18 protein-coding genes and 1 tRNA gene are annotated in these 22,154 nt (G+C 62.0%); 7 read left to right on the top strand and 12 right to left on the bottom strand.

The features are described 5' to 3' along the window. Window position 1 precedes the first annotated feature (1 nt). From KYT97_RS26895 to KYT97_RS26880, 4 genes are all read right to left on the bottom strand, one after another. Complete coding sequence (locus tag KYT97_RS26895; RefSeq protein WP_219111130.1) at window positions 2–1,378, bottom strand: alpha/beta hydrolase domain-containing protein; 1,377 nt, start codon at window positions 1,376–1,378, stop codon at window positions 2–4. A gap of 108 nt (window positions 1,379–1,486) precedes the next feature. Continuing rightward, entirely contained in the window at window positions 1,487–2,626 is a 1,140-nt protein-coding gene (locus KYT97_RS26890) for a sulfotransferase family protein (protein WP_141486614.1), read from the bottom strand. Between the two features lie 7 nt (window positions 2,627–2,633). Continuing rightward, window positions 2,634–3,416, bottom strand: a complete 783-nt coding sequence (locus KYT97_RS26885) for an SDR family oxidoreductase (protein WP_033236077.1) — start codon at window positions 3,414–3,416, stop codon at window positions 2,634–2,636. A gap of 3 nt (window positions 3,417–3,419) precedes the next feature. After that, complete coding sequence (locus tag KYT97_RS26880; RefSeq protein ID WP_141486613.1) at window positions 3,420–4,586, bottom strand: hypothetical protein; 1,167 nt, start codon at window positions 4,584–4,586, stop codon at window positions 3,420–3,422. A gap of 116 nt (window positions 4,587–4,702) precedes the next feature. Here KYT97_RS26880 and KYT97_RS26875 point away from each other — a divergent pair, with 116 nt between their 5' ends. The 5 genes from KYT97_RS26875 (at window position 4,703) to KYT97_RS26855 (ending at window position 10,000) form a co-directional block, all read left to right on the top strand. After that, entirely contained in the window at window positions 4,703–5,626 is a 924-nt protein-coding gene (locus KYT97_RS26875; RefSeq protein WP_141486612.1) for a helix-turn-helix domain-containing protein, read from the top strand. A 93-nt stretch (window positions 5,627–5,719) separates the two neighbouring features. Continuing rightward, window positions 5,720–6,646, top strand: coding sequence for a sulfate adenylyltransferase subunit CysD (cysD, locus tag KYT97_RS26870; RefSeq protein ID WP_033236080.1), 927 nt, complete (start codon window positions 5,720–5,722; stop codon window positions 6,644–6,646). Beyond that, window positions 6,646–8,490 (top strand): adenylyl-sulfate kinase, encoded by a 1,845-nt coding sequence (gene cysC / locus KYT97_RS26865; RefSeq protein WP_219111127.1) that lies wholly within the window; start codon window positions 6,646–6,648, stop codon window positions 8,488–8,490. Before cysD ends, cysC begins: the two co-directional genes overlap by 1 nt. Then, the gene (locus tag KYT97_RS26860) at window positions 8,487–9,632 is read left to right on the top strand and encodes a 3'(2'),5'-bisphosphate nucleotidase CysQ (protein WP_219111124.1); all 1,146 of its coding nucleotides are present in this window, start codon (window positions 8,487–8,489) and stop codon (window positions 9,630–9,632) included. The genes cysC and KYT97_RS26860 overlap by 4 nt, the downstream gene beginning before the upstream one ends. Then, window positions 9,629–10,000 carry a limonene-1,2-epoxide hydrolase family protein gene (locus KYT97_RS26855; RefSeq protein WP_033236083.1) on the top strand — a complete coding sequence of 124 codons (372 nt, stop codon included), beginning with the start codon at window positions 9,629–9,631 and terminating at the stop codon, window positions 9,998–10,000. Before KYT97_RS26860 ends, KYT97_RS26855 begins: the two co-directional genes overlap by 4 nt. A 7-nt stretch (window positions 10,001–10,007) precedes the next feature. On the opposite strand, the gene KYT97_RS26850 is transcribed toward KYT97_RS26855, so the two are convergent. Continuing rightward, window positions 10,008–11,156: a N(5)-(carboxyethyl)ornithine synthase gene (locus KYT97_RS26850; protein WP_095888641.1), complete on the bottom strand. Its 1,149-nt coding sequence runs from the start codon at window positions 11,154–11,156 to the stop codon at window positions 10,008–10,010. A gap of 235 nt (window positions 11,157–11,391) precedes the next feature. Next, entirely contained in the window at window positions 11,392–11,769 is a 378-nt protein-coding gene (locus tag KYT97_RS26845; protein ID WP_092807575.1) for a MarR family winged helix-turn-helix transcriptional regulator, read from the bottom strand. 85 nt (window positions 11,770–11,854) lie between these two features. On the opposite strand from KYT97_RS26845, the gene KYT97_RS26840 reads away from it, so the two are divergent. After that, entirely contained in the window at window positions 11,855–13,369 is a 1,515-nt protein-coding gene (locus tag KYT97_RS26840) for an MFS transporter (RefSeq protein WP_219111121.1), read from the top strand. Window positions 13,370–13,427: 58 nt separating this feature from the next. Here KYT97_RS26840 and KYT97_RS26835 read toward each other — a convergent pair whose 3' ends face one another. The 4 genes from KYT97_RS26835 to KYT97_RS26820 form a co-directional block, all read right to left on the bottom strand. Next, window positions 13,428–15,290 carry an FAD-dependent monooxygenase gene (locus KYT97_RS26835; protein ID WP_219111118.1) on the bottom strand — a complete coding sequence of 621 codons (1,863 nt, stop codon included), beginning with the start codon at window positions 15,288–15,290 and terminating at the stop codon, window positions 13,428–13,430. Between the two features lie 2 nt (window positions 15,291–15,292). Continuing rightward, complete coding sequence (locus KYT97_RS26830) at window positions 15,293–16,603, bottom strand: MFS transporter (RefSeq protein WP_033236087.1); 1,311 nt, start codon at window positions 16,601–16,603, stop codon at window positions 15,293–15,295. A gap of 128 nt (window positions 16,604–16,731) precedes the next feature. After that, window positions 16,732–17,658 carry a LysR substrate-binding domain-containing protein gene (locus KYT97_RS26825; RefSeq protein ID WP_033236088.1) on the bottom strand — a complete coding sequence of 309 codons (927 nt, stop codon included), beginning with the start codon at window positions 17,656–17,658 and terminating at the stop codon, window positions 16,732–16,734. Window positions 17,659–17,741: 83 nt separating this feature from the next. Continuing rightward, a tRNA-Arg gene (locus tag KYT97_RS26820) sits at window positions 17,742–17,817 on the bottom strand. Between the two features lie 198 nt (window positions 17,818–18,015). On the opposite strand from KYT97_RS26820, the gene KYT97_RS26815 reads away from it, so the two are divergent. Next, window positions 18,016–20,385 (top strand): phosphoketolase family protein, encoded by a 2,370-nt coding sequence (locus KYT97_RS26815; RefSeq protein WP_219111115.1) that lies wholly within the window; start codon window positions 18,016–18,018, stop codon window positions 20,383–20,385. A 45-nt stretch (window positions 20,386–20,430) separates the two neighbouring features. Here the strand turns inward: KYT97_RS26815 and KYT97_RS26810 are convergent, their stop codons facing one another. Beyond that, window positions 20,431–21,138 carry a DUF305 domain-containing protein gene (locus tag KYT97_RS26810; RefSeq protein WP_372472295.1) on the bottom strand — a complete coding sequence of 236 codons (708 nt, stop codon included), beginning with the start codon at window positions 21,136–21,138 and terminating at the stop codon, window positions 20,431–20,433. A 1-nt stretch (window position 21,139) separates the two neighbouring features. Beyond that, window positions 21,140–21,967, bottom strand: coding sequence for a thioredoxin-like domain-containing protein (locus KYT97_RS26805; protein WP_045071329.1), 828 nt, complete (start codon window positions 21,965–21,967; stop codon window positions 21,140–21,142). Window positions 21,968–22,154 lie beyond the last annotated feature (187 nt).

Below are 22,154 nucleotides of genomic sequence, written 5' to 3'. Positions count from 1 at the left end.
GCTAGCGGCCGACGTCGGATCCCTGAGCGTCGGCGATCAGAATCGCAGCGTCCTCGGGGAGCAGGTAACCGCTGTCGACGGCACGCTGAGCGGCGTCGGAGAAGGCAGTGACGTACATGTCGTGACTTGGGTAGAGCTCAGTGAGTGTCGCCGCGTCGAAGGCGACGGTTGCGCCGTTATGCGGCACATGGGTCAGTTCGCCCGTCAACGTGGCAATCGGGACGTCGAGTTGAGGAGTGCGCACGCCGCCGGTCGCGTTGCCGTGCCGGTCTCGCAGCACCGCATTGTCGGCAGTATCGATGACGGGTGCTGAGGTGGGTGCCGCGCCGCCCGCAGCCCACTGACGCAGCCCGCGCAAAGCGGCGTTGGCGACGTAGCGCTGCGGTCCGTCGTTGACGATCGGGAACAGGGCTGCCAGATCCCTGATGTCGGAGAACTGCCGAACATACTGTGGATGAAGGATTTTCAGAGAATAGGCGTCGGAGTGCGCTGTGCCGGCGATTTCCCAGGTTCGGATCATGTCGGTGTCGGGCTGACGGGCCGCGACAAAACTGGTGGGTCCTGGTCCACCGCACAGTTCGAAAAGCTCGGTCTCGGTGATCAACTGGAAAACCGGAACGTCTAGATCCGTGCGCACGCGGGCAGGCGCCGGATCCATGAGCATCATGCCGTCGCCGAGCGGAGCTCCGATACCGCCACGCGCGTGAATGATCATGCCGTCGAAGACTCGAGCATGAGAATGAACGGCGTTGGCGTAGGTCAGCATGCGGAAACCTGACTGTGACTGCCCGGCTGCGAGCAGTTGTGTCGGAATCAGGCCGCCAAGCGGATCGACATCGCCGGGCGCACGTAGGGCAGCGCCGACCTGAGAAAAGATGTCGTAGGAGTAATGGTCACCGGGGTGATCAAGTGCGCCGTATCGCTCGGGATCCCAGGTGGTTAGGCCCACGACCCCGTCTCCGAGGCCACTGCCTCCGGTGCTGGTGATTCCGGCAGCCTGCGCGGAAACACCCACCCACGCATACCCTCTCGTGATCTCCTCGTTCATGTGTCCGAAGTCGACATCGATATCGGTGTTGCCACTGACGTTGAGCCACTCGACAACCACGGTTCCGTTGAACCGGCTGGAGTCGGTAGGTGTGCGTACAAGGATCCGGGTGGTAAACCGTGCGGTGGGTCCTTCCGTTACCGACCACTGACCGTCGGACGCCCAGTCTTCTGCGGCGACGTACGACACGGCATCGCCGCTGACAAAAAACTCTCGTTCGACGTACCCTGCCGCCGCGATATCCAACGATGTCGACGTACCGGGGAACCCGTGGGATCCGCCGCCGATCGGTCCGGAAACAAGTGCAGATCGGTTGAGATGCAGAGTCATCGCGAGCGGGCCCTCCGGTTTTCGGCTACAACCGACGAGTTCGGTTCTCGCGGATGATCACACAGTGGAGGGCCCGTCGCCGAGACTTTTCCCGATGAGCGGGACGCGTCAGCGCACCCCGAATCGCTCCTCGACTTGCTCGGCATTCAGGCCGAACTCCTCCAGGGTGTACTTGTGTGCAGGTTTGCGTGCACCGGAACGACTTTCGTCATGCATTGCCTCCATCGACTGTTGTGCGGTGGAGGTCAACGGAAGGTCGAAGTGGGTGTAGATGTTCTCGACGGTGGCGAGTGGATCGGCAACAAAATCCTGGTAGTCGACGTCGATGAATTGGGCGGGATTGTGGTGGGCCCGTGCCGCGTCGAATTGTTCGAGCCCTCGGGCCCACAATTCGAGCTGGCTTTCGCCGATCACCTTGTCGGTGAACGTATTCGACCACCCCTCGGTGGCTTGCGCAGCGAGGCTGCAGACCGACGGAATGATTGTCGTGGGGGAGCGGTGCGTCTGGACGATCAAGGCGTCCGGGTACACAGCCATCAGTTCGTCGAGTGCAAACAGGTGGCTGGGGTTCTTGAGAACCCATCGACGATCCTGATCCGGGAGACCGATCAGCTGCAAGTTCTTCTTGTGGCGCGCATAGGCATTGGACCATTCCTGGCCCTTCAGCCAGTTCGAGTACGTGGGTAGGTTGGCCAGGCACTCGTACGAGACCGACTTGAAGGTCTGCCGGAGCAGTTGCCAGCATTCTTCGACTTCACTGGCGGACATGTAGTGCACACCCATGAACTCGGGGTGTTCGACGTGGTGTTGGCCGAACGTCTCCTCGATCTTGGCGAACACCGGGTTCGATGCCCACGTATCGCGTGGCGGGCGAGGCTGCGGAAACTCCGTCAGCCACATTTCGAGACCCTGATGCGCGGGGTCGACCGTCAAGAGTCGGTGCAGCGCGGTGGTTCCGGTGCGAGGCAACCCGGTGACAAAAATCGGGCGTTCGATCTTGACCTCGGCATGCTCCGGATGCTGCTTCCACGCAGATTCACTGAGGAGGCGGGCAACAAGTGCACCGCGGAGGAAAACGCGAGAGATTTTGCTGCCGAACGGAGTCAGGTCCTCGTCGCGGTCGTACGACTCGAGGAGAACCGACAGAGCTTCGGTGTAATCGTCGACGCCGAAATCGGTGAGCCCCGTCATCTTGGTTGCGGATGCATGAAGATCTTCGACGGTTCCGACGTGTGTGCGCTCAGCCATGATGCTCCTAGTGATGGAATTCGCCGCAGTTGACGTCGATACATTGGCCGGTGATGGCGCTGGCCATCGGCGATGCGAGGAAGATTGCCGCGTCGGCAACCTCGTCGGTGGTGGGGAGGCGCTTCAAATCGGTGTTGGCCGCAGTGTGCTCGTAGATCTGCTCGACGGTCATACCGAACTTTTCAGCTTGATGGGCGAAGTAACCTTTGAGGGTGTCACCCCAGATGTATCCGGGTGCAATCGAATTGACGCGGATACCCTGTGGGCCGAGTTCGGTGGCCAAGGACTGAGACATCGCGAGCAGTGCCGACTTTGCCATCTTGTAGCTGCCGTACCGCTCTTGAGAGTGTCGCAGAACCATCGAGTTGATGTTCACTACCGAGCCCGTCGACTCCGCCAGCGGCGCTGTGAAGAGTTGCGTCAGTCGAAGTGCGCCGAGAACGGTGAGTTCGATGCTGTCGCGGATGTGCTGATAGTCGGTGCGCGCCAATGGCTTCATCGACGGCACGGAAAAGGCGTTATTGATCAGCGTGTCGACTTTGCCGTAGGCGGAGAGGGATTCGGCCACCAGGTTTTCGGCGGACGCCTGATCGGTGATGTCGGTGGCGACGGTGACAGCGCGTCCACCCGCGTCGACTATCTCCTTGGCAACGTCGTCCAATCGTGACTGCGTGCGCGCTGCGAGAACAAGATTCGCACCCGCCGAGGCACACCGTAGTGCCAGAGCACGGCCCAGTGCCGGGCCGACTCCGGAAATGACAACTACTCGGTCCTTCAGTAATTCGGTCATCTGTTACCCCAGCATTCGGTTGTCGATGGCGGCCTGGCGCTGAGCGATTCGCTCTGCCCATTCATCGGTAGTGATGGCGTTGGTGTCGAAATGTGGTAGGTGTTTCGGAATATCCTCAACGGCAACGATTTCGACGGTGGGACCGTCCTCGGGTGTCAGTTCACGCGAGACCCGCTGCCAGCGGAACTGCAGGATCCCGCGCGGGTGGCCGACAGTTTCGACCCAGTTGGTGACGCCGGGATTCTTCTCGCTCACCACCATTCGGATCTTGCCGTCCGGGTCTACCTGAGCCTGGCCGTTGTTGAGTGACGTTTGGTGATTGATGTAGTCGAGCGAGATGTACCACAGGCTGCCGAGTTGGAAGCCCTGGTACGGCGCATCCGAGGCCGGAACGGTGATGACCATGGCCTGATCGTCGGTGAGTTCGTAGTGCCCCACCGAGGAGTACTGCGTGGCAAGACCACCCGGGGTCAGGCGAGGTTCGGTCATGGTGTTGACCGGGAGCTTCAGGTAGAACCACTCCGGGAACTGCAGCCACGTCTTGACCCGCGTGACCAGTGCTTTCCCGGCCCGCGCAAAACGCTTCTCGGTTTCGTCGGCGGTGAGCGGCGCGGGCGCCGTGCCGATCGAATCCGTCCGCTCGATCCGGATGACTCCGCGTTCCTGGCTCCAGTCGCTGTACACCTCTCGCGCGACGAGCTGTGACGATCCCGGTGCAAGTGTGTAGTAATTGGCGCGGCCATCGGCCGGCCCGGGGCCGAACCACACGACAAAACTGCCGTCGTCGGCGATCTCGAGCTCGCGGTCGTCGAACGCAATCTCGCTACCGGGCACGTTCGAGTTGGTGTAGTTGCCGCTCAGGACCTGGAAGCTGAGATCGGCTGTGGTGCCGCGCTTTCCTGTGACCTTGTATTCCTGATCGTCGTTGATGCGGGCGCCGAAGTACAACGTGTCGGGGTTGTCGAGCCCCATTTTCGTGAAGGGGCCGGTTCCCTGGATGAAACTGGGGTGGGTTTTCTCGGCGGCCCAGGCTGCGTGCATTGTCGCGATGACTCCACCTGCCAGGTACTGGTAGCCCTCGAGCAGGTCTTGTTCGGATCTGATGTGCGGGGCCGTCTCGATGAGTTTTTCGGCCTCGGCGATGGCCTGGGCAAACGGGTCCGTCAGCACGCTGGCTCCTCAACAGTTCCGGCAGTCTTGCCGGCCCAGAGCGTCGTGGTACAAATATGTACCTATGGGGTAGATCTTGGTATTCTGACAATAGAACGCGTTCTAGGGAGTGGTCAATGGCTGAATTCGAGAAGCCGCATTCGGCGGGCCGTCAGTCTCCACCTACCGAACGCGTCGTGCAGGTGCTCGACTACCTGGTGGCGCGTCCCGACCAGCGTTTCGGGTTGTCCGAACTTGCCAGGACGCTCGAGATCAGTAAGCCGACCGCGCTGGGAATCCTGACGGTGTTGGCGGATCGTGGATATCTGACGCGCGACGACGCCGTGAAGACCTACGGGCTGGGTCCGGCGCTGATTGCGGCGGGCCGGGCGGCGCAACGTGGATTTGCCGTCGGCCCGATTGCCCGGGCTCAGCTGGAGAAACTGAGCGCTGAATTCGATACGACCTGCACTGCGTCGGCGGTGGTCGGCGACCGGATCAGCGTTCTCGAAGTCACCGGGCCGGAAGGTATACGGAAAGCGGCAAAGGTCGGTCAGGTGTATCCGTTCGCTCCGCCGGTCGGATTGATGTACGTGCTGTGGGGAAGCGATCATGATCTCGAGAGTTGGCTGGCGCGGGAACCGAGCCTTCCGGTGCGCCTCGATCGGGATCGGTTGTTGACTGTGGTGCGCGACTGCCGTGACGCGGGATATCTCGTGGAGAGTCTCGATCCGATCGGTCAACGCCTGCATACGTTGATGGCAGGTGTTGTGACACATGATCTTCCGTCCGAGGTGCGGGAATTGCTCGGCGAAATGGTGTCGAGTCTGGGGGAGCGGGTCTATCTCGGGCGAGACATCAGCTCGGACGACGAGCATCCTGTTTCGTTGATCGCGGCTCCCACTTACGACGCCGAGGGTCATCAGGCGTTGGTGTTGACGCTCTATGTTGGCGGTTCGATTACGCGTTCCGAGATCGAACGACGCGCAACGGCGTTGGTGGCGGCTGCCGATGCCGTGACTGCTGAGGTGGGTGGGCGGGCTCCGGTTCGCAGTCATTGACCGCTAGGTAGAACGAGTTCTATTCTGTGAATGCGTTCATTCTCGAACCAGTCCGGTACAAAAATGTACCGGCACCGAGTAGGAGCTGAAGCGATGCCAGCACTCCAGACCCCGCCCGCTTACGAGCTGTCCCACCTACGGGCGCTCGAGGCCGAGGCAGTCCACGTATTCCGGGAAGTTGCCGCGACTTTCGAGAAGCCGGTGCTTCTGTTCTCCGGTGGCAAGGATTCCGTGGTGATGCTGCATGTCGCGGCCAAGGCCTTCTGGCCGGCGCCGTTGCCGTTTGCCGTCATGCATGTCGACACCGGGCACAACTTCGACGAAGTAATCGAGTTTCGTGATCGAACCGTGGACCGGTTCGGATTGCGCATGGTGATCGCCAGCGTGCAGGACGACATCGACGCAGGTCGGGTCAGTGAGGAGACCGGCGTCGGGGCGAGTCGCAATCGTCTGCAAACTCACGCACTGCTCCGCGGTATTCGGGACGGGAAGTTCGACGCCGTATTCGGTGGAGCTCGCCGGGACGAAGAGAAGGCGCGAGCAAAAGAACGAGTGTTCAGTTTCCGGGACGAATTCGGCCAATGGGATCCCAAGATGCAGCGACCGGAACTGTGGAACCTGTACAACGGCAAACATCGTAAGGGCGAACATATTCGGATCTTCCCGCTCTCCAACTGGACCGAACTCGACATCTGGCAGTACATCGAGAGCGAGATGATCAATCTTCCGGAGATCTACTACGCCCACCGAAGGCAGGTAGTGCCGCGGGACGGAATGCTGTTGGCGCGCACACGATTCCTCGAACTGCAGCCGGGGGAGGAATCGTACGAAGCGTTGGTGCGTTTCCGGACTGTTGGCGATGCCACCTGTACAGGGTGTGTGGAGTCGTCCGCCGAAACGGCCGCCGCCGTCGTCGAAGAAGTGGCCGCGAGCCGGATCACCGAACGCGGAGCAACCCGGGCGGACGACCGGATCTCCGAGGCCGGCATGGAAGATCGAAAGAAAGAGGGGTACTTCTGATGCCGCAACTCCTCCGAGTCGCGACCGCGGGCAGCGTCGACGACGGTAAGTCGACGCTCATCGGCCGATTGCTCTACGACTCCAAATCGATCTTCGAAGATCAACTCGAAGCGGTCGAACGCAGCAGTCGTGAACGCGGTGACGAGTACGCCAACCTCGCACTGCTCACCGACGGATTGCGCGCCGAGCGCGAGCAGGGCATCACTATCGATGTGGCACACCGATATTTTGCCACTCCGCATCGCAAGTTCATCATCGCGGATACGCCCGGGCATGAGCAGTACACCCGGAACATGGTCACCGGTGCGTCGACAGCCGACCTCGCCCTGATCCTGGTCGACGCGCGCAAAGGTGTGCTCGAGCAAACACGTCGGCATGCGTTTCTGTCGACTCTCTTGGGGATTCCGCACCTCGTGCTGTGCGTGAACAAGATGGACCTGGTGGGGTGGTCGCAGGACCGGTTCGAGGAGATCAAGGAAGAGTTCCGGCAGTTCGCGATCAAGCTCGACGTCCACGATCTGTCCTTCATCCCCGTATCGGCGCTGTTGGGGGACAACATCGTTGCGCGTACCGAGAACATGTCCTGGTACGACGGTCCGTCGCTGCTACACCATCTCGAGCAGGTGCACATCGCGTCGGATCGCAATCTCATCGATGCGCGATTCCCGGTGCAGTACGTCATCCGTCCGCAGCAGCAGACCGACGCAGATCTTCACGACTTCCGTGGATACGCCGGGACAGTAGCCAGTGGAGTCTTCAAGCCAGGCGACGAAGTAGTAGTTCTCCCTTCGGGTTTCACGTCGACGGTCAAGGCTGTTCACGGACCGGGCGGAACGGCGATAACCGAAGCTTTCGCGCCGTCCGCCGTCTGCATCGAACTGAGCGAGCATCTCGACGTCAGTCGCGGAGACCAACTGTGTCGGATCAACAACCGGCCACAGGTAGGCCAGGAGATCGACGCAATGATCTGTTGGCTCACCGACCAAACCACACTGTCGGAGAACAACCGGTACTCGTTGCTGCACACCACTCGTTCGACCAAGGCACAGATTGTGCGCCTCGACTACCGCCTCGATGTCAATACACTGCACCGCGACGAGACCGCGGAGGCGCTGTCCCTCAACGAGATCGGGCGCATCGCCATCAAAACGCAGCAGCCGCTGATGTTCGATCCCTACCGTCGTAATCGCGTCACCGGCAGCTTCATCCTCGTGGACGAGATCACCGGAAATACCGTCGCAGCGGGAATGATCAACGGCCCGACGCTCAAGGATTCACACGTCGTCTGGCACAGCTCCGAAGTCTCCCGAGAGGAGCGCGCGACAGCAGGCGCCACCGTGTGGCTTACCGGCCTCTCGGCTTCCGGGAAATCCACGATCGCAGTGGAACTCGAACGCAGGCTGGTTGCGGCAGGTACCCCCGCCTACCGACTCGACGGGGACAACCTTCGACATGGACTCAATGCCGATTTGGGATTCAGTGCACAGGACCGCGCCGAGAACGTGAGGCGGGTGGGATCGGTGGCGCAGTTGTTCGCCGATTCCGGCGCAGTCGCCGTGGCCTGTCTGATCAGTCCGTACCGAGAGGATCGGGACCGCGTCCGCGCTGCTCACAAAGCTGCAGGTCTGCGTTTTGTCGAGGTGTATGTCGATACTCCGATCGAGCAGTGCGAGGCGCGGGATCCCAAAGGCATGTACGCAAAGGCGCGGGCGGGGGAGATTACGGGCTTCACCGGCGTCGACGATCCCTACGAGGTCCCTGAACACGCCGAACTGGTAATTCGGCCCGAAGACGGAACGCCTGCCGAACTGGCACAGCGAATTATGGAAGTGTTGGCCAGGTGAGCGAACCAACGCACAGCCGAACTGCCGACGCCGAGTTGGCGAAGCAGTTGGCAGAAGCCGCCGGAGCTATCCTTCTCGGTATTCGAGCCGAAGGTCTTGGCGCCGGTGACGGCCGGGAATTGGGCAGGCGCGGGGACAAAGCGGCCGACGTCTTCATCCTCGACCAGTTGGCCGAGGCCCGTCCTGGTGACGCAGTCCTTTCCGAAGAATCCGCCGACGATCGCACCAGGCTCGAAGCCTCGCGCGTCTGGATCATCGACCCTCTGGACGGATCCAAGGAATACGGGATGCCCGCTCGCTCCGATTGGGCTGTGCACGTCGCGCTCTGGGAACGCGGACATGGCATAACTGCGGCGGCGGTGTCGCAACCAGCGCTCGGGCAGGTGTACTCGAGTATCGACGCAGTGTCGGACGCACCGGCCAACCAGCCACTTCGTATTGTTGTCAGCGGCTCGCGCCCGCCCGCGTTCACCGATGCGGTGGCGGCCGAGCTTGACGCAGAGGTTGTGCACATGGGCTCGGCTGGTGCCAAGGCGATGGCCGTTGTGCGCGGCGACGTCGACGCCTACCTCCACGCCGGTGGGCAGTGGGAATGGGATTCGGCTGCGCCCGTCGGTGTGGCCCAGGCTGCGGGGCTGCACTGCAGCCGCATTGACGGTTCGCCGTTGTTGTACAACGAATCTCATCCGTATCTGCCGGACCTGGTGATCTGCCAACCAGAGCTGGCCGAGTCGATTCTGCGCGCAATTGCCAAGCACTCCACGGAGTCTGCCGTCAGCGGACGCGTCGCGATGGCGCGGGAGTACGTGAACGCGTTGCTCACTCACGACGCAACCAAGGTCCGTTTTGCCGCCGACGCGTGGCGCGTGGAGAACGGTCAACGAACCGGTGACACCGGCGCTTTCATCAGCAATGAACTCGAACAGGGGCAGCAGTACCGCGGAATTGTCGCCATACGTGAACTCGCGCTGCGTGAGTGGGGCGAAAGCGTCGTAGCGCGGTATCTGATGGACCTCGGAACCCCGGGCCAAGCGCCTGCTGTCACGGTGTTCATCACCGAGTACTTCGGAATACCGGCAGGGGAGATCGAAAGCATCATGGCAATTATCGAACCGCACCCGAAAAAGGATGACGCACAATGACACCCGACACTTTGGTCACCGAATTCTGCAAGGAATGGGCCGACGCGGACATCGCGAAGATCGTCGACTACTTCACCGATGACATCGTCTACCACAATATTCCGATGGAACCCGTGGTCGGGCGCGAGGCCGTCCGGACATTCATCGAGCAGTTTGTGGGTGCCTTCGGCAACATCGACTTTCAGACCAAGCGTCAGGTCTCAGGCGGTGACGTAGTCATGAACGAGCGCATCGACGTCTTCAGCATCAACGGCGCGGAGGTAGCGCTACCGGTGATGGGCGTGTTCGAAGTCCGTGACGGGAAAATCAGCGCCTGGCGCGACTACTTCGACATGGCGCCGATCACGGCGGCAGCCGGCCAGGGCTGATTGTTCACTACGCCAGAATCGGGTGTGGGTAGTCCGGTGAGCGGTGCTGGAATCGGGTGATGGCCGGATTCACGATGACGCCGTCACGGATTTCGATGGCCCGCTCCAAGGTCTCGTCTGCTTTCCACGCCGTCTCGCCCGCCATGACGGCAGGTAGGTAGGGGAGAAGTGATTCGCTGATCTCCCACGATGCGGAGTTCCACAGGTACGACGGGCTGTGATCGACGCCGTAGTAGGTGATGTTGTCACCGACGATGAAGGTCGGCTCCGCGAACGAGGTGGGGCGAGCCCAGCTGAATCCCATTCCTTCGTCGCATGAGACGTCGACGATGAGGCTGCCGGGCTGAAAGTTCACGAGGTCTTCCTCGGTGAGGAACGTCAGCGGTGTATCCGTGTTCTGCAGTACACAATTGACGACGATGTCGTGCTCGGCGAGGAAGCCGGGAACCGGCACGCTGTGATTGTCGATCATCACGTGACTGCCGCGAACATCACCGTTGTTGTTGTCGAAAGAGACCATCCGAGCCGAGTGGATGGGGGAGCTGACGGCGGTGACGCCGCGTTGGGTCAGCACGTCGACTTCATGGATACCATGCGCCTTGAGTGCCGTGACGGCGCCGCGGGCGGTGGCACCGAAACCGATGACGGCAGCGGTGAGGCGTCGCCCGTAGTCGCCGGTGGAACCGATCAACTGCAAGGCATGGAGAACCGAGCTGTAGCCCGCCAACTCGTTATTCTTGTGGAAGACATGCAAATTGAAGGATCCGTCGCTGTGCCAGTGGTTCATGGCCTCGAAAGCGATGAGAGTCAGCTTCTTGTCGATCGCGATCTGGGTCAGTTCGGTGTCCTGCACGCAGTGCGGCCAGCCCCAGAGCACCTGGCCGGTGCGGAGTTCGGCGAGGTCTGCCGCCAACGGTTTCGGGAGGAGAACCACATCGGTTTCCGCCAAAATTTCCTTGCGCGTGCGGATTCCGGCCACCAGGCCCGAGAGGGTGTCGTCTGAGTACCCGAAGGCATGGCCGTAGCCCTCTTCGAGGTAGATGCGCGAGCGAAGTTCAGCGTCGATCCGATCGAAATGGGCAGGGTGGATCGGCAACCGGCGTTCTGCCGGTTTGCTCGACTGTCCGATGACTCCAAGGGTGCGTACGTTGTTCAATTGTGTATCTCTCGATAGGAGCAGGTAGAGATGTCAGGCAGGAGCCTGAGGGAAGAGCAGAAGCCGCAGGAACGCTGGCAGAATGCCTGGACCAGGACCGCCTGAGGGCGTGCTGGGTGCGCTGCTGTCGATCGCCGACGGCGTCAGAAAAGCGCGTCGGTACCAGGCCAGTCTAGCCGGGTTCGTTGATCGCCCGGGGTTCGGGCATGCGACGGTACGTTCGAGTGAGTAAGGGCTATTGCGCGCGCAGGTGTGAATTCAGCACGGCCAGTTGAATTTTGCTGGCATCCGAGTGGACATCGCGCCCTTTGTCGGTGACGTCGATGAAGACTCCGCGCCGGTCGGCCTCGCACAGTGCTCGCTGAACCAGTCCGGCCTTCTCGAGACGGGCGACGCTGCGGGAGAGCGCACTGGGACTCAGGTACATCTCCGAGGCCAGATCCTGCATCCGTGGACGCTCACACGAGGTGTCCATGAGTCGGTCGAGAGCCTCGAAGTCGCTCATGCTCAGGCCATGCGCAGACTGCATCTGGCGGTCGAGTTCGCATGCGATGTCGTTGTAGCTGGTCGACAGCGAGCGCCAGGTGTTGCGCAATTCGGATTCCGACGTCACGACCGCATTCTAGTTGAAGACTCGATTACGTGCAATTGCATTAAATGCTTGTGCATTAAGTGCATGTGCATCTATTCTCGCTGACGTGACTTGCACAGACTCGACACTCAAACCATTCGATTCGCCGGAATCCCCGGGTTCTACGGAATCCACGGATCCGGCCACAGGGGAGGGTTGGTCCCTCAAGCTGTGGGGCATCCTCGCGGTGCTCTGCCTCGTGTTGTTCCTCGACGGTCTCGATGTGTCGATGGTGGGCGTCGCTCTACCGTCCATCGGCGATGAACTGGGCCTGTCCACTACTTCGCTGCAGTGGATCATCAACGGCTACGTCCTCGGATTCGGCGGACTGCTGCTACTGGGTGGACGCACCGCCGACCTCCTCGGGCGTAGGAAGGTCTTCCTGATCGCTCTCACCGTGTTCGCAATCGCCTCGCTGGTCGGTGGCCTCGTCGACAACGGAACACTGCTGATCGCATCACGATTCGTGAAGGGGCTCGCTGCCGCGTTCACCGCTCCGACCGCGATGTCCATCCTCACCACGACGTTCAAAGAAGGTCCGGCACGTAACCGGGCGCTGTCCGTGTTCTCGGTATTCGGTGCCAGCGGCTACTCGTCCGGACTGATTCTCGGCGGGCTGTTGACCAGCGCCGGTTGGAGATTCACGTTCCTGATGCCGGTGCCCTTCGCTGTCATCGCGCTGATCGGTGGGTACTTCCTCATTCCGCGGGACCGTCCCGCGGACAACGGCGGACACGACCTGGTTGGCGCCGTCACGTTGGTGACGGGAATGCTGCTCACGGTCTACACGATGGTCTCGGCCCCGACTCGTGGTTGGGCGCACCCGATGACCTTGGGGTCGTTTGCCGTGGCAGCGGTACTCTTGGCGACGTTCTTTGTCGTGGAGAAGAAGGTGGCACATCCGCTTGTGCGCCTTGGACTTCTGCGCGTCGGCAGCATCGTCCGCGCGAATCTCGCCATCATCGCGCTCTTCGGGTCCTATCTGAGCTTCCAGTTCATGATGACGATCTTCCTGCAGTCCGCCCTCGGCTGGTCGCCCCTGAAGATGGCAATGGCACTGCTCCCCGCCGGCATCATCGTTGCCTTCGGTTCGCCGTTTGTCGGACGGTTGGTCGACCTGTACGGCAGTGCCAGACTCATCATCGCGGCACTGACGTCGCTGAGCGTCGGGTACCTCTGGTTCCTGTTTGCCGGGAGTGATTCACCGTCATACGTTGTGGCAATTCTGCCCAGCGTCATTCTGCTCGGCCTTGGATTTGCCTTGGGCTACACCTCGATCATGGCTCAGGCAACCTCTGGCGTCGACGACTCGGAGCAAGGTTTGGCCTCGGGTCTGGTGAACACGTCGGCTCAGGTCGGTGCGGCCCTTGTGCTGGCACTGACGACGGCTCTGGTCACCGCTGGCTCGCATACCGCGACTGGCGCGGGGACTGCCGGGTTTCAACAGTTCCATCCCGGACTGATCCTGGTTACCGGCGTTGCGCTGGTGGGCTTGGCCATCACCGTTTCGCCCTTGGTACGGGGAAGATCGGTGCGTGGCAGGCGCGCCGATGCGGAGAAGGAGTTGACGCCCGTCTCCTAGTAAAAAAGTTCAGCCGCGCAGGAATTCTCCTGCGCGGCTGAACTATTTTCGATCGTGACTAACGCGAAGCGGACCCAACAGCACTGTCGAAGTCGGCAGTGCTCGCTTGCGAGCCGAGGATCATGGCCAGGCGCACCAACATGCCTTCGCGATCAGCCGGCTCGGCCTGATCGAGTGCGTTGGAGAGTGCCAACCACACGTGCTCACGACGGGCATCGTCTCCGACCGCTGCAGCTGTCACGGACACTGCCGCGTCGAAGTGGGTCGGTGCAGTTCCGGCGGTGAGATGCTTGGCTACATCGCCCAATTGTGCGGGATCGCTGATCCGGCACAGCACCAAGCCGTCGGGGCGGATCACGAAGATCTCGCCGACGCGAGCACCGAGTGCAGCCGCGAGGTCGCCGCTAGCGTCGTCGACCGTGGCATCGGCACCGCCCACGGTGATTACCCGCACGGTTTCCGGTGCAAGTGCGCGAGCAAGAACATCGGCCTGCGCGGCGAGTTCGGAAGCCAATTCAGCCGACAGGCCGAAGGCCAGCACACCGAATCCCGTACCGCGCAAACGATTCAAGGAGGTTTCCGAGCCGCCCGCCGAGACCTCGACGATCCTGTCTTCGAGTGGATCGCCGGGCAGTACTCCTTCGGTGCCCGGAGCGGTGGGCCACGTCAGCGGTGAGAGGTGGGCGTGTGTTGCGCTCGACTGGCGCGGATTGATCAGGTGCGCGAATTCGCCTCGAGTGGTGGCGAGTTCGAGCACCGCGTCGCGAGTGGTTCGGTGTCCGTGGCTACCCGGGGACATGATGAGCGTCGACTTGCCTGCATTGTCGACGTTCTGCTGCCACGCGCTGCGACGTTCCGTCGAATACGCGTCGAGGATGGCGGTATCGGACGCTCCGTTGATGACGGAGGCCAACTGCCACACCAGGGTTTCGGCGTCTTCCATGCCGGAGTTTAGGCCACGAACACCGAAGATAGGGACGAGATGCGCTGCGTCGCCGGCAAACAGCACGCGGCCGTGCGTGAAATCTTCCAAGGCCAGTGCATGAGCGCGGTAGAAACCGAACCACTCGAGGGTCCACGGGATGTCGCTCTGCAGCCATTCGAGGTGGCGCGTGATGCGGTCGCGGATGCGATCTTCCTGCGTCTCCGCTTCGGGATTGTCCGACGCGTCGAGTTGGTAGTCGATGCGCCAGATGTCACGCGGCTGGCGGTGCATGATGATCGTGGAACCCGGGTTGCTCGGCGCGTCGAACCACACCAGACGCTCGGCCGGTAGTTCCGATTCCCAATGAATGTCCGCGATGACGTAGTTGCCCTCGTAGCTGTTGCCCTGCAGGCGGATTCCACTGAGTTCGCGCATCTTGCTACGGCCACCGTCGGCGGCAACGACCCAGGCGGCACGCAGTTCGCGAGTTCCGAACGCGGTGTCGACGGTCAACGTCACCTCGTCGTCGCCGGCCGCGATGCCCGCGATCGACGACGACCAGTGGAAGTTCACCAAGGGGTGAGCCAGCAGCTTGTCCGTCATGATCTGCTCGAACTCGGATTGCGACACGTTGACCATGGGGCCGCGCGCATCGTGATCGGCGGAGGCCATGCGGAAGTGCAGCACTTCCTGATCACGGTAGTAGCTCCGGCCACCCACCCACGGCAGAACGATGTCTTCGAGTTCGGCGCCGAAGCCGAGACGCTCGGCAACTTCGAGGCTGTGCCGGGACACGCAGATCGCGCGGCTGCCGAACGAAACCTGATCTGCCGCTTCGAGAATTGTGACGGGAATGCCGCGCTGGGCCAAGCCCATGGCAACGCCCATGCCGACGGGGCCGGCGCCGACGATCACTACCGGAAGCGCGTCGGCCGACGGAGTCAGGGACGCAAAATCCTCGGCAGCGTACTTCTTCGGATGAAAGTAAGTCGACATGATCACGAGGCTTTCTGTGCGGCAGAAGGTTCGGGGAGCAACAGGATCGAGACGAGGCTGATCACGGCGATTCCCACGAAGTAGACGGTGATGGCGAGCGACGTGCCGAATCCGGCAAAGAGTGCGGTGGCGATCATCGGGGCCAGGCCGCCGCCGAGGATGGCACCGATCTGGTAGCCGAGCGACGCTCCGCTGTAGCGGATGTGGGCGGGGAACAGTTCGGCGAACAGCGCGGATTGTGGGCCGGCGCAGCAGCCGAGCGTGAAGCCAAGGCCGATCATGGCAAACAACATCGCCGGGATGATTGCGGTGTCCATGAGCGGGAAGAATGCTGCCGCGGCGACGACCAACGCGATGGAGCTACGGATGTAGACGGTTCGGCGTCCGATCGAGTCCGACTTGTGCGCGCTGAATGCCATTCCGGCCATCCAGAAGGGGCAGGATGCGATGAGCAGGAACAGCATCGTGGTCTTGCTGAATCCGAGTTCCTTCTCGCCGTACTTGAGGACGTACACCATGTACGCGTACGCGATTCCGTTGGTGGCGATGAAGGTGCCACCGGCGAGCAGCACGGTCTTCCAGTGCTTGGTCAGCACCTCGAGGATCGGCAGTGTCTCGGCAGGAGCGTCGTCCTTGGACGCGGTGAACTCGTCACTTTCCTCGAGTCCGAGTCGAATCCACATCGCGACGCCCACCAGAACAGCGCTGAGCAGGAATGGAATTCGCCAACCCCAGGAGTTGAAGGTGCTGTCGTCCATGAACGCGGCGAGCGGCAGGTACACGAGGTTGGCCATCAGCACACCGGCCGGCACGCCGATCTGCGGCGCCGCGCCGTAGAGGCCCTTCTTGCCTTCTGGTGCATTTTCGGTCGCAACCAGGACTGCTCCACCCCATTCGCCGCCGACGCCCAGGCCCTGGATGAAGCGGAATGTCACGAGGAGGACGGGCGCAAAGACACCGATCGAGTCGTAATTCGGCAGCAGGCCGATGGCAACGGTCGCGCCGCCCATCAGGAGCAGCGAGAGTACGAGCATGGACTTGCGTCCGATGCGGTCGCCGAAATGTCCCATCACGATTCCGCCGATGGGGCGCGCGATGAATCCTACGGCGAGTGTCGCGAAGGCGGCCAAGGTTCCGGCGAGTTCGGACGTGCCGGGGAAGAACTGCGTGCCGAGTACAAGCGCCGCAGCGGTGCCGTAGATGAAGAAGTCGTACCACTCGATGGCGGTGCCGACAAAGCTGCCGAGGGCGGCTTTGCGCGCTTTGGCGCTCGCGGCAGCGCGCACCGTATGCGGCGTGGCGGTGGAGGTCATGAATTGCCTTTCGACATGAATATCGCTTGAAGACACAATGACGCGCGCCACAACACTTGAAAAGCTAAAGAATTGGAGGTTCTTCCACGGAAAAATGATGGAAGGAGAGATTTGTCCTGGTCGGGTCGTTATTGCCGATCATCCTGCTGTGAAACGAATTCTATAAAACTTCGTGCCACTCGACTGAGGCGTGCGTCCTGGTGCCAGGCGAGCACTACGTCCACCGAAGGAACTGCGGGCGATCCGATCGTTTTCACGACTACCTCGAGGCCCTCGTACGTAATGTCCATCTTCGGGCGTTGGAGCAGGAGCGTCCAGCCGAGACCGCGCCCGACAAAGGCTCGCGCCGTCTCGAAGTTCCCGGTTCGGTAGGCAACGTCCGGGACGAACCCGCCGAGGCGACACACGTCGAGTGCGTGTTTGGTGCTCGGTGGCGCGTTGAGGAGGACCATCGGAAACTTGGCGAGATCAGGGAGATGAATGGGGTTCTCCGATTGCGCCAACGGGTGCTCGGCGCCCAAGACGATCAGAGGTTGTCGGGTGGTCAACGGAATCGTGCGCAGTTCCGACGAGAGATCCAGGTCGTACGCGATCGCAAGATCCAACTCGCCGTTTTCCAGATGGGTCTGCAGTCGGTTCTGGTTGTCCTCGCGAAACTCCACCTGTGTTGCCGGGTAGGTGCGTGTGAAGCCGGCGATCATCGACGGCAGAATTGTCGGCCCCAATGCTGGGTAGCACCCGATCGCAATGGGCCCGGAAACGGTGCCGGCAGTTCCGAGTGCGTCGGACTCGAGTTCGTCGGCCTGTTGCAGGAGGGCGCGTGCGCGCACCAGAACGGATTCGCCGGTGCGAGTGAGTTGAACGCCGAATGATCGACGACGAACGCACAGTTGAACTTTCAGGGCGCGTTCGAGTTCGGTGATGGACGCTGACAGTGCCGAGGGGGAGAGGTGCATGAGATCGGCGGCAGCGGTGATGGTTCCGGTCTCTGCTACCGCCACAAACGCGGCAAGCTGACGCATCGTGTAGGTCGGGGCAGAATCGCGGCGCGGCATGCTGCCAACGGTAGTCGCTGAGAAATGAGGCCCGAAAAATGTGGCACCGAGACGCGCAGCCGGTAAGAAAACCTGCGCTGTCGTGGTGCCCCCGGCAGGATTCGAACCTGCGGCCTTTCGCTCCGGAGGCGAACGCTCTATCCCCTGAGCTACGGGGGCGCACCGATAAAAATCGGTGTGCCGACTTGGGCTGCGTTAGCGTAGCGCATCACACCCGCCTGTGGTCAAACCGGCCCCACATAAGAATGCGTCGAGCGTCGGTAACTAAGACATCCGTGCGGTTTGCACCTAGGCTCGCCTCTGGGCACAGGTTCGGGCGGACCGCTCGGGCACCCTCGTGAAGTACGGGAGTCGACGATGACCGATCATCAGTATTCCGACGACGATCTCGAGCTGGACCTGCAGTGGTGGGCAGCCGCGAACTATCTGACCGTCGCGCAGATTTACCTGCAGGACAACACTTTGCTGCGAGAACCGTTGCAAGCGAAGCACATCAAACCCCGACTGCTCGGGCATTGGGGAACCAGTCCGGGTTTGTCGATGATCTACACGTTGCTGAATCGGCACATCGTTGCCACCGACGCGGATTGGCTGTACGTGACGGGGCCCGGACACGGCGGACCGGCATTGGTCGCGTCGACGTACCTGGAAGGGACGTACTCGGAGATCTATCCCGACGTACCGGCGGACGGTGAGGGCATTCATCGGATGTGCCGACGGTTCTCGGCTCCTGGCGGTGTGCCGAGTCACGTCAGCGTGCAGACTCCCGGCAGCATTCACGAAGGTGGCGAGTTGGGGTACGCGCTCGCACACGCGGCGGGCGCCGCGTTCGACCATCCGGACTTGTTGGTGGCATGTGTCATCGGTGACGGTGAGGCGGAAACGGGTCCGTTGTCGGGATCGTGGAAACTCCCGGCCTTCCTCAATCCGCGTCGCGATGGAGCGGTGCTGCCGATCCTGCACGTCAACGGCGCCAAGATTGCGGGACCGACGGTGTACGGGCGCAGCAGCGACGAGGATGTCAAGGCGTTTCTCAGCGGTCAGGGGTGGGAACCCGTTGTTGTGTCCGGAGATGATCCCGGTGCGGTCTTCCCGCAGTTGTACCGAGCAATAGTCAATGCTCACAACACGATTCGTGACCGGCAGGCGAAGGCGCGCGGCGGCGAGGAGTGGTCGGGTAAATGGCCGGCGATTGTCCTGCGCACGCCCAAGGGGTGGACAGGGCCGCACACGGTTGACGGGAAATTGGTGGAAGGTACCCACTGGGCGCATCAAGTGCCGCTGTCGGGAGTGCGCACCAACGAAGCGCATCTGCGCCAACTCGAAGAATGGATGCGTTCCTACCGGCCGGACGAGTTGTTCGACGCAAACGGATCATTGCGACCAGACCTGGCCGCGTTGGCCCCTGCCGGCGACAAGCGGATGGGCAGCACGCCGTACGCCAACGGTGGGCGCCTGCGCGTCGACCTTCCCGTGCCGGCCCTCGAGAAGTACGCGCTCCCCATCGAATCGCCGGGTTCGACGTTCCACGAGACCACCAGGGTGCTCGGGGAATTGCTCCGAGACGTCTACGCCGCCACCGAAACCGACGACGGCGGCGGAATCTTCCGACTCTTCTGTCCGGACGAGACGTCGAGTAACCGACTCGGCGCCGTCTTCGAGACAACCGAGCGCTGTTGGCAATTGCCGATCACCGAATTCGACGACGGACTCTCCACAGACGGACGAGTCATGGAAGTGCTCAGCGAGCACCTGTGTGAGGGTTGGCTCGAAGGCTATCTGTTGTCCGGCCGGCACGGAATGTTCGCCAGCTACGAGGCCTTTGCGATGGTGAGCGTCTCGATGCTCATCCAGCACGCCAAATGGCTCCAACATGCAGTCGAATTGCCGTGGCGCGCTCCAGTGGCGTCGCTCAACGTACTGCTCACAAGTACGTGTTGGCGTAACGATCACAACGGTTTCAGTCATCAGGGCCCGGGAATGATCGACGCCGTGATTCCTTTGGCGCCCAGTGTTATCCGTGTGTGGCTGCCGCCGGACTCCAACACGCTGCTGTCGATTTCGGATCACTGCCTGCGCAGCACTGATCACGTGAATCTGATCGTCGTCGACAAGCAGCCACATCTGCAGTACCTCACGCTCGAGCAGGCGCACGCGCACTGCGCTGCCGGTGCTTCGGTGTGGGAGTGGGCGGGAACGGAAGTTCACGGCGAAGAGCCGGATGTTGTGCTCGCGGCAGCGGGAGACGTTCCGACACAAGAAATTCTGGCCGCCGCCCAACTGCTCCGAGAGCACACTCCGGACCTACGGGTGCGGGTGGTCAACGTCGTCGACCTCATGGCGTTGCTGACGCCGACCGAGCACCCACACGGATTCGGTGAGCGAATCTTCCTCGATCTGTTCACCGCGCAGACCGACGTCGTGTTCGCGTTCCACGGCTACTCCCGCGCAATTCACGAGCTCATGCACGGGCGGCCGTCGCCGGAGCGTTTCCACGTTCGGGGATTCAGTGAACAAGGAACCACCACAACACCGTTCGACATGGTCGTGCTCAACAAGATGAGCCGCTACCACCTGGTGATCGAGGCACTACGACGCTCGAAGCGGCGAACGGCCGGATCTCCGGAGCTGGCCGAATTCTGTCGGTCGCAGCTGGAGAAGCATTCCCGCTACATCGTCGAACACCTCGAGGACATGCCGGAAATAGAAAACTGGACCTGGTCCTGAAGTAGATCAGGACCAGGCCCAGTTCGGGTCTGGAAAAGAGCCGGATTAATTCATCGGCAGTGGAGCGGCTCCGCGCGCGGCCAGCATGCTGGTCATCAGTGCGGACTCGCTTTGCTGCGTGTCGACCATCGTCTGTGCCAGGGACCGCACCGGGCCCTCGGTGGCATCGGCTGCGGCGTACTCCATCATCGGGAGTCCGCCCTCGTGGTGACGCAACATCAGCTGCAGGAACAGGACGTCGAGTTCGGTGCCGGACGCGGCGCGCAGTGCGGCCAGGTCCTCGGGTGACGCCATGCCCGGCATGGTGTCGACCGGGCCCGAATGATCCATGTCCATCGTGCTCGAGGTCCCGTGCGAACTGTGCCCAGACGAGTCGGACGACATCCACTCCATGTACGGGCCGACCTTGCTGAGGGGTTGGTCCCACATCGTCAGCCAGGCCTGCATCTGGCCGAGCTGATTCTGCTGCGTGGTCAAGATGTCGTAGGCCAACGTGCGTACGTCGTTGTCGGTGGACTTCGTCAGCGCGATGGATGCCATGTCGACGGCCTGGCTGTGATGCACGCTCATGTCCTGCGCAAAGCCCACATCGACGGAGTCCGATGCCGGGACAGTCAGTGAGGACTCGGCGTCTGGACCCAACATGTTGGTGAGCGCACCAAGGGCGAAGCCGATTGCGATAGCGCCGATCAACCCGATGATCAGCAGCGCGGTGCGCTGACTGGGCTTCGACGGCTGGTCGGTGTCTGGCACGTTATCCACCCGCGGGAATCTGCTCGTCGGTAGCTGCCGTGGTGCCTGCGCCGTCCATCGGAACGGCGTCGGGGCCCGGAGCGGTGGGATCGAACGGTGACGTTTCCGGACTGAACAGCGGGTTGGAGCAGCTGGCGCCGACCTCGGGGTAGGTATTCGGGTTCTGGTTCAGCGCGGTGATGAACTGGTCGATGCGCTCGTCGTCGGCGTTGTCGACTTCGAGGCGATGGCCCCACGACTGGAGCGAGATGGGGCTGCTCTGGCCCGGGTACGGCGACATCAGCATGTAGGACTTGCCGTTGACGCGTGTCGCCAAGCTGTCGATCTGGTCCTGGTCGACAAGATCGGGGTTGTACGAGATCCAGATGGCGCCGTGCTCGAGGGAGTGGACTGCGTTCTCGGTCCGGATCGGGTCCGCGTACACGGTGCCGGTGCAGTTCGCCCACGTGGAGTCGTGCGGTCCACCGAACGGCGGGGTCTGGTCGTAGGCGACGCGCTGCGTGGCCTCGACGTGCTGACCGGCCGGGTACTCGATCTTGAGGACACCGTCGATCTTGTCGGACGGATCCTTGTTCTCGGAGCTGTACTTATAGGGCTCCAGCGCCTGCTGCTCCTCGACCTTCGGCCACAAGTTGACGGCGAGCACTGCAATCAGTGCAAGCACGAGCGCACCGGCGCCGATCGTCAGCCACGGGATCTGGCGAGGGGCGGGAACGCCTCCCTTGCCTTTCTTGGCCGGACGGCCACCCTTGTTGGCAGCCTTGATGGCTTTGGCTGATTTGGCCCCGGATTTATTATTGGGACCGCGACTATCCGAACCGCTTGGCATCGATTGGGCTCTTTCGGTGTGTGGGCAAATATGCAGCAGACCCTCCCGTCGGACGTACGTGACGGTAGCTCGGGCATTACCACTGTACTTTCCGAGTCTGAGGGCAATCTGGGAGAGTGGCGTGCGACACGCCCAAATCGGTCGTCAGCCTACCCGCAGGCGGCCCGGCGCGAGGCGAGTCTCCACC

It is taken from the genome of Rhodococcus globerulus, from assembly GCF_019334125.1.
Lineage (GTDB): Bacteria > Actinomycetota > Actinomycetes > Mycobacteriales > Mycobacteriaceae > Rhodococcus_F > Rhodococcus_F globerula.
Note: the sequence above shows the minus strand (reverse complement) of the source record. Positions and strands in the feature narration are given on the sequence as shown.